This window comes from Nitratireductor sp. GZWM139 (assembly GCF_030068685.1).
Taxonomy (GTDB): domain Bacteria; phylum Pseudomonadota; class Alphaproteobacteria; order Rhizobiales; family Rhizobiaceae; genus Nitratireductor; species Nitratireductor aquimarinus.
Genome location: NZ_JAMQML010000045.1, coordinates 1 through 2,238, shown reverse-complemented (window position 1 = coordinate 2,238; position 2,238 = coordinate 1). Strand labels below are relative to the sequence as shown.

The 2,238-nt window shown below is 52.1% G+C and carries 1 protein-coding gene; it reads left to right on the top strand.

Going from position 1 to position 2,238, the window contains the following annotated elements; genetic code table 11:
* Positions 1-18: 18 nt before the first annotated feature.
* Positions 19-2,106 (top strand): replication endonuclease, encoded by a 2,088-nt coding sequence (locus tag NDI72_RS21780; RefSeq protein ID WP_283801778.1) that lies wholly within the window; start codon positions 19-21, stop codon positions 2,104-2,106.
* The last annotated feature ends 132 nt before the right edge of the window (positions 2,107-2,238 follow it).

Here is a 2,238-nt window from a genome sequence, read left to right as displayed (position 1 = left end):
GGGATACACCTTAGCTGACTGTCCGATTTTCCGGGACCACTTCACAAGAGGCTTAAAAAAGAACAAGGCCGAGTCATTAGATATCTGGAGGCGTTCACAAAAGCGGTGGGCGGACCTCAAAGACCCGACAGGCCTCTTTACGTTTCTAACTACATGCTCGATCGACATCGGGATCACAAAGCCCGGACTCAAGAGATCCTTAGAGGGTCGCGACAGGTCAAAGTCGCCTTCCCATCTACGCAGATTCCGATGGACCAGCTTGATGAGCTATCAAAAGTGGCCAAGGCGGCGAAAATGCGCCTCTGGATCGATATGCAAATCGAACGCTGGACGCAGTTGGATTGGCACGTTTGCTGGATCACCGTGACGCTGCCCGGGAAATATGTTCCTCACGCTACAAACGAGAAAAAGCGTAAATCTGAGTGGGACACAAGACTCGGCCCCGATGAAGCTACGGAAGAGCTTCAGGAGCTACACAGACAAACCCTGGCAATCCTGAAAAAGAAGAAAATTCGTACGCATGGCTGGTGGAACAGCCAGCCACAGCAGTCCGGAGTGCCGCATCGGCACTATGTGCTTGCCGCTCCCACTCTTGAGCAAGCACGAGCTATCTGTGACGATTTTCGCAGAAAATTCTCCACTTCATCACCTGACGATGACTTAGCAGAAGGTCAGGACAGGGGGTGTCAGGCATACGTCATTGGAGATGACGACAAGAAATATCGACCACGCAAGTCGAAAAACGGTAGCGAAGAAACCGTAGAATCCGTTGCGAAATACGCCGCGAGGTACGCAACGCGCTATGAGACCACTGACATTGATGAAACGGATGAAGGCGGCGAAGAAATCGAGCGCTTTTTTGCGTGGGCAGCTTCCAGGAACGCGAGAAAACATGCATGGCTCGGCCTGGATTCACAAAGGGCACCTGGTGAGATCTGGGACACGCTCTGGAAACGTCAGAAAGAGGGGTGCAACGATGAGCATCCACGCATGAAACTGACGCTTCGCGAGATGAGCGAATGTCAGAGCATGGTCGACCTAGCGATCAAAACCAGGCAGATGGATCTAAGCAAGCTGCCCAAGGATAAAAAGATAACGGAAGAGCAGCGGCAGGAGAGGATCGCAAAAGCGAACAAGGGGGCTGCGCTTCACGCTTGGCATGCAGCGATTGCAATGGGACTCTGGCCTGACGACACGCTAGCAGACGCTGAGCTGAGTTGGCTTCGCAGTGAGATCATCGCGATCAGCAAAGCATCCAGCATACCGCCGCCGCAGGATGCTTTGCCACCCGCGCCGATCAAAGAGGAAAAAGAATCGGCTTACGGCGAAACGAGGCAGAGCTTTGTCGGCACAGCCCAGGCGATCGAAAAACTTCGATATCGATATCGATATCGCCGCAAGATCACGCTTGATGATGCGGCAGATATAATGAAGATCGTCGGCTGGAAAATCCCCATCGAAAGGAGGGCTTTGCCGCTAGAAAAATGGCATTACCTCCAGACCATAGAGGACTACTTGGATCTGCCAGCGGACAACAGATTCACTGGAAAATCTGAAACGGAACTCAAGGCGATATGTGACAGATGGGACCTGGCCGTTGATCGAAAATACTACGAAGTCACCGACCTACGGCTGTTCTTGAAGTCGTTGAAAAGGGCAGGCTTTGGCTTCTCCAAGCGCCCCTGCGGAGAGCTAGCGTTTTACGCCCCGAGCGACGAGATTTTTCTAAAAACGCAGGACGAGTGGGAGATCATGCATGCTGAGCCCGCTCAACTGCTGAAAGAGCAGCATGAGATGTATTTGGAGCATCTGAGAGAGCACTTGGAGGCGATGTCGGAGAGAGAGAGGGAAGACTGGGCGGAAGAGCAGAACAAACGGATTAAACGGGAGGCTTTTGAAAAATCTAAGACAGGAAGAGCATACTTCGCTGAAATTACTCAGATTTGCGACGGTGATACGTCGCTTAAAAGGCTAGAAAGTTTCTCTCTATCTGACGTTAGGTCTGACAAAATTCCACAGGTTCCATTTAGTCAGACCGACCCAAGTAATGGCCCTGCGGGCCATTCCACGGGTTGGACAGAGGCGGCGGATCCGCCGCCGATTTGAGCGGAAATCCCCCGTTTTGAAGCGAAAATCGGCACACCACAGCTCATGTAAAATTGAGAACGGGGAAGCTGTGCATCTTTTCTTTCAGTAACCGGTGTTCTGACCCCACCTTCCTTGTGAGCGTATGATCTG